General features: G+C 59.7%; 7 protein-coding genes. All 7 read left to right on the top strand.

Features of this window, described 5'->3' with window-relative positions:
• Positions 1-1,108: NADH-quinone oxidoreductase subunit N (locus I8N66_RS35640; RefSeq protein ID WP_291164736.1), on the top strand; the 1,108-nt coding region annotated here is incomplete at its 5' end.
• A 154-nt stretch (positions 1,109-1,262) separates the two neighbouring features.
• Positions 1,263-1,628, top strand: coding sequence for an NADH-quinone oxidoreductase subunit A (locus I8N66_RS35635; RefSeq protein WP_113540277.1), 366 nt, complete (start codon positions 1,263-1,265; stop codon positions 1,626-1,628).
• The gene (locus I8N66_RS35630) at positions 1,616-2,119 is read left to right on the top strand and encodes an NADH-quinone oxidoreductase subunit B (RefSeq protein WP_113540276.1); all 504 of its coding nucleotides are present in this window, start codon (positions 1,616-1,618) and stop codon (positions 2,117-2,119) included. Before I8N66_RS35635 ends, I8N66_RS35630 begins: the two co-directional genes overlap by 13 nt.
• Positions 2,116-2,670, top strand: a complete 555-nt coding sequence (locus tag I8N66_RS35625; RefSeq protein WP_291164730.1) for an NADH-quinone oxidoreductase subunit C — start codon at positions 2,116-2,118, stop codon at positions 2,668-2,670. Before I8N66_RS35630 ends, I8N66_RS35625 begins: the two co-directional genes overlap by 4 nt.
• A 74-nt stretch (positions 2,671-2,744) precedes the next feature.
• Positions 2,745-3,959, top strand: coding sequence for an NADH dehydrogenase (quinone) subunit D (nuoD, locus tag I8N66_RS35620; protein WP_291164727.1), 1,215 nt, complete (start codon positions 2,745-2,747; stop codon positions 3,957-3,959).
• 17 nt (positions 3,960-3,976) lie between these two features.
• Positions 3,977-4,468, top strand: a complete 492-nt coding sequence (nuoE, locus tag I8N66_RS35615; protein ID WP_291164723.1) for an NADH-quinone oxidoreductase subunit NuoE — start codon at positions 3,977-3,979, stop codon at positions 4,466-4,468.
• A 4-nt stretch (positions 4,469-4,472) separates the two neighbouring features.
• Positions 4,473-5,735, top strand: a complete 1,263-nt coding sequence (gene nuoF, locus I8N66_RS35610) for an NADH-quinone oxidoreductase subunit NuoF (RefSeq protein ID WP_291164720.1) — start codon at positions 4,473-4,475, stop codon at positions 5,733-5,735.
• Positions 5,736-5,775 lie beyond the last annotated feature (40 nt).

The raw sequence follows: 5,775 nt of genomic DNA, 5'->3' as shown, positions 1-5,775 counted from the left end.
GCTGCTGCTCATTGCGCTTTCCGGCATGAAGATCATGGCATCGGCGACCGACCTCCTGTCGGTCTATGTCGGCCTCGAATTGATGGTTCTGAGCACCTATGTGCTGACCGGCTTCCTCAGGCGCGAGCAACGTTCGAACGAGGCGGCGCTGAAATATGTGATCCTGGGCGCTGTCTCGACCGGAATATTCCTCTACGGGGTCTCGCTCATCTATGGCCTCACCGGCACCACGCAGCTGGATAAAATGGCAGCTTCGATAACCGGCGAGCCGCTCGACCCGGGACTGCTGCTCGCGGTGGTGTTCGTCGTCGCGGGGCTGGTCTTCAAGGTTGGCGCCGTGCCGTTCCATATGTGGGTGCCCGATGTCTACGAAGGCGCGCCGACGCCGATCACCGCCTTCATGTCGGTGGGCCCGAAGGCGGCCGGTTTTGCGGTGATCCTGAGAGTGTTCCTCAATCCGCTGGTTGCTGCCTCCAATGTCTGGATCATCGTGGCCATCATTGCTGTCGTGACGATGGCGCTCGGCAGTTTCGTGGCGCTGGTGCAGGACAATTTCAAACGCCTGCTTGCCTATTCCAGCATCGCGCATGCGGGATTTGCAATTTTCGGCATTGTGGCTGGCGGTACGGACGGGACCGCCAGCGTCATGCTCTACCTTTTGATCTACACCTTTATGAACCTCGGCATCTTCGGCGCCGTCATCATGATGCGCAATGGCAACTTTTCGGGCGAAGTCATCGAAGACTATTCAGGTTTCGCCAAGCTGCATCCGGGGCTCGCGGCTTTGATGCTGATCTATCTTTTTTCGCTTGCCGGCATTCCGCCGACGGCCGGGTTCTTCGCCAAGTTCTACGTGCTCGTTGCTCTTGTCGAGCGAGGTTTCGTCCTTTTGGCGGTGATAGCCGTGCTCTTGAGCGCGGTTGCCGCCTATTTCTACATCCGCATCGTCATGGTCATCTTCATGCGCGAGCCCGCAAGAACGTTCGAGCCGGCGCTGACGCCCATGGTCGGCGCCACGCTCGCACTCACCGCCGTCGGCACAATCGGCATTGGCCTGTTTCCGGCATGGTTTCTAAGGCTTGCTCAACAATCGGTGTTTGGCGGCTGATCGATCGTGTTTGCAATGGTCTAAACGACGGAATAAACTAGAAGTTCAAGAAAGGAATGCCCAAAATCGCTTCCCGGGGCGACCGCGCTACCGGCCAAAAAGGCCTCGATCGCGGCTTGAGCACTGCCCCCGACGGGTGACCGGGCAATGCGAGATGACTGCAACCGAATTCCTGCCGGTTCTTTTCATGATCGCCGGAATTGTTCTGGTGGCAGGTGCGACGCTTTTTATCTCCTCGCTGCTGCGCCCCTCCAATCCCTACCGCGAAAAGAACATGCCCTACGAGTGCGGCGTGGACCCCGCTGGCGAAGCCGCCGGTGGCCGGTTCAGGGTCCAGTTCTTCATCCTTGCGATCCTGCTCGTCATCTTTGATGTCGAAGCGATGTTCCTCTTTCCTTGGGCCGTCGTCCTGAAAGAAATCGGGATCGTCGGCTATCTTGAGATGTTTGTCTTCATGGTGCTGCTTCTCGTGGGCTTCGCCTATGCCTGGCTGAAGGGAGCGCTGGAATGGGAGGAATAGGAAACGCGATCCAGGACAGTGTCCTTTTCACCTCGGCCGAAAGCGTCATCAACTGGAGCCGAAGCTCAGCCCTTTGGCCAGAGACCTTCGGCATCGCCTGCTGCGCCATCGAGATGATCTCAGCCGGGTGCGCGCGCTATGATCTCGACCGGTTCGGAGTGGTGTTTCGCCCTTCGCCGCGCCAATCCGACGTCATGATTATCGCTGGCACCGTTACACGGAAGTTCGCCCCCGTCGTGCGAAGGCTTTACGACCAGATGCCGGAGCCGCGCTGGGTGATCGCGATGGGCACCTGCGCGATATCGGGAGGGGTGTATAACACCTATGCTGTGGTGCAAGGGTCGGAAACCTTCGTGCCCGTCGACGTGCATGTGCCCGGCTGCCCGCCAAGGCCCGAAGCGCTGATGCATGGTTTCCTTCTGCTTCAAGAAAAGATCAAGAAGTCCCGTGCGCTGGCCGGGACCAGGCTTGATCGGGCTGAAGCGTCATGAACGTCGAGCCGTCTCTCAATCGTGCTTTGATCCTCGCCCGCTTCGGAACGACAATCGAAGATCTGGGGACGGCGCATGGCGTCGATGTCTTTACCGTTCTGCCAGATAGGCTCATCGAATTCTGCCGGTTCCTGAAGGAGGACCCGGGGCTGCAATTCAATTTCCTCTCGGATATCTGCGGGGTCGATCACTACCCACAAGCCCCTCGCTTCGAGACGGTGTACCACCTCTATTCGTTGCCCAACCGGTGGCGTGTTCGCATAAAGTGCTTTCTTGGCGATCCGCCGCAGGTCCCCACGGTAACCGGCGTCTGGCGAACGGCCAACTGGCACGAACGCGAGGCCTGGGACATGTATGGCATCCGGTTCGAAGGGCATCCCGACCTCAGGCGGATCTACATGTGGGAAGGCTTCGAGGGCTTCCCACAACGCAAGGACTTTCCGCTCAAGGGCTACAAGGACAAGCTCAATCCGTTTGGTGCCGAAGGTCCGCCGCCGACACAGCCTGATTTGACCACCCGGGACATTCCACAGAGCGGGAAGAGCAACTGACCATACAAAGCTCAGGTCGGCGCGACCGAGAGACATTGTAACCCAAGGAGGCCGTTTAACGCCGGAGAGTTGAGATGACCGAAGTCACCGAGCTCACGAGGCTAGAGGGCGAAGCGCTCAACAGCAAGGAAGTGCTTCTCAACCTCGGTCCACAGCACCCCAGCACCCACGGGGTTCTTCGCCTCGTCCTTAAACTCGATGGCGAGATTGTCGAGCGGGTGGACCCTCATATCGGCTATCTCCACCGCGGTACCGAGAAGCTGGCGGAAAGCTTCACCTATACCCAGATCTTTCCGCTGACGGATCGGCTCGACTATCTCTGCCCGCCATCGAACAACTTGGGCTTCGCACTGGCCGTCGAGAAGCTTCTTGGCATTCAGGCCCCGATCCGGGCGCAATACATCCGCGTCATGATGGCGGAACTCGCAAGGATTTCGGGCCACCTCCTGATCACCGGTGCACTGCCGATGGATCTCGGCGCGATGACAGCGCTGCTTTATGTCATGCGCGAACGCGAAATGATCATGGATCTTCTTGAAATGATCACCGGCGCGCGCATGCACACGTCCTTTTGCCGGGTTGGAGGGGTGCGCGAGGACCTGCCTGAAGGCTTCTTCCCGAAAATCCGGGAATTCTGCGACATCTTCCCAAGCCGGATCCGGGACTATGAGCGCCTGCTCGAAGACAACCGGGTATTCCTGAAACGCACGCGGGACGTCGGCGTCATCACCCCAGAAGATGCCATCGACCTCGGCTTGAGCGGTCCGAACCTTCGGGCATCGGGTGTCAACTGGGACATCCGTCGCGACGAACCCTACGAGATCTATGATCGGCTTGAGTTCAACGTCATCACCCGCACTGAGGGCGATTGCTATGCGCGCTGGCGCTGCCGGGTCGACGAGATGCGCGAAAGCCTTCGGATCATCGAACAATGCATCGAACAGATGCCAGAGGGGCCATTCCAGATCGATATCCCGACGATCGCCTTCCCGGTCGACAAGCAAAGGGTGCATTGCTCGATGGAGGCCCTGATCCAGCATTTCGACCTCTCTGCCTACGGCTTTGACGTGCCGGCAGGCGAAGTCTATTCCGCGATCGAGGCACCCAAGGGGGAACTCGGGTTCTACATCATCAGCGACGGGTCGCCGAAACCGTTCCGGATGAAGGTCCGGGCGCCTTCGTTCGTCAATCTCCAGGGGATCTTCGGGGTCACGAACGCCCGTTACCTCGCAGATATGATCGCAGTGCTCGGTAGCCTCGATCCGGTGATGGCGGAGGTGGACAAGTAACCAGGAATTGGGCTGCAATGACTATGCGCGAAAAGATAAAAGAGGCTGCAACGCGGTATCCCGACCAGCGCTCGGCGATCATGCCCGCGCTTCTCATTGCCCAGCGCGAACATGGCTATCTGCCGGGCGTAGTGCTGGAGGAGGTCGCCGAAATCCTCGGTGTCGAGCGGATCTGGGTCTACGAGCTGGCGACGTTCTACACGCTCTTCCAAACCGAGCCCATTGGCAGGTTCCATCTGCAGCTCTGCAACAACGTCTCCTGCATGCTGTGCCACTGCGAGGACCTGTTGCGGCATCTGGAGCAAGTGCTGGGGATCGAACGGGGCGGGACGACCCCGGATGGCATGTTCACGCTTTCGACCGTCGAATGCCTCGGCGCCTGCGAGATGGCTCCGGTCATGCAGGTCGGTGACGACTATCACGGAAACCTCGACGTCGCGGGCATCGACGGGCTCTTGGACAGGTTGCGCACGATGGGCGCCGATCTGACCGAAACGCAACCGGGATAGCGCCATGTACGAGCCGGTCCTTTTGAAAAACCTCGATGTTGCAGACGCCCATCTCCTGGCGACCTATGAAGCCGGCGGGGGTTACCGGGCCCTCAACAAGGCGCTCAAGGAACATACCCCTGAAGAGATCATCAACCTCGTCAAGACATCGAACCTGCGCGGTCGCGGCGGTGCCGGATTTCCGACGGGCATGAAGTGGAGTTTCGTGCCGAAGGGGAACAGACAGAAATATCTCTGCTGCAATGCCGATGAAGGCGAGCCAGGCACCTTCAAGGACCGCATTATCATGGAGCGTGACCCGCACCAGCTGATCGAGGGCATGGCGATCGCCGCCTATGCGATCGGGGCAGAAGTCGCCTATGTCTATATCCGCGGGGAATATGTGCTTGCGATGCGGCGGCTTGAACAGGCAATCGCCGAGGCCAAGACGAAGGGTTACCTGGGGTCGCGGATCCTGGGCTCTGACTTCAATTTTATCGTGCATGTCCATTGCGGCGCGGGTGCCTATATCTGCGGCGAAGAGACGGCGATGCTTGATTCACTCGAAGGCAAAAGGGCGCAGCCGCGCCTGAAGCCGCCGTTCCCGGCAGTCGCGGGGCTCTATGCCAGCCCGACCGTCATCAATAATGTCGAGACCCTGGTGTGCGTGCCGCATATCGTTGCCCGGGGTGCTGATTGGTTTCGCTCGATCGGCCCGGCAAAGAGCCCAGGCCCGAAACTCTACTGCGTCAGCGGACAGGTGCGCAAACCGGGGCTCTATGAGCTTCCGATGGGAATTCCGCTTCGCGAACTGGTCGAGGATCATGCCGGCGGGGTGCCTGTCGGACGCAGGATCAAGGCGGTCATCCCCGGCGGCGTTTCAGCACCGGTGATCCCGGAACCCGGCCTGGATGTCGCAATGGATTTCGACTCGCTTGCAGCCGTCGGCTCGATGCTTGGCTCGGCAGGCGTCATCGTCGTCGACGACACCACATGCATGGTCAAGGTCGCGACCCGGATCGTGGAGTTCTTCCACCACGAATCCTGCGGCAAGTGCACCCCTTGCCGTGAAGGCTTGAACTGGGCGGTGAAAGTGTTGCGCCGGATCGAAGCGGGCAAGGGTGCGCCCGGCGACATGGAGCAGCTGGACATGCTTTGCAAAGGCATTTTCGGCAATACGTTTTGTGCCCTGGGGGATGGAGCGGCGATGGGCTTGCGCGCCTCGCTCGCGCATTTCCGGGACGAGTTCGTCGCCCACATCGAAGAACGGCGCTGTCCGTTCCATTAAGAGCACCCTGGAAAAAGGGCGTGTAGGTCATGGTTAGCGT

The organism is Ensifer sp. SSB1 (genome assembly GCF_016652895.1).
Taxonomy (GTDB): Bacteria; Pseudomonadota; Alphaproteobacteria; order Rhizobiales; family Rhizobiaceae; genus Ensifer.
The sequence above is the reverse complement of the archived record's forward strand: the minus strand, read 5'-3'. Positions and strand labels throughout refer to the sequence as shown.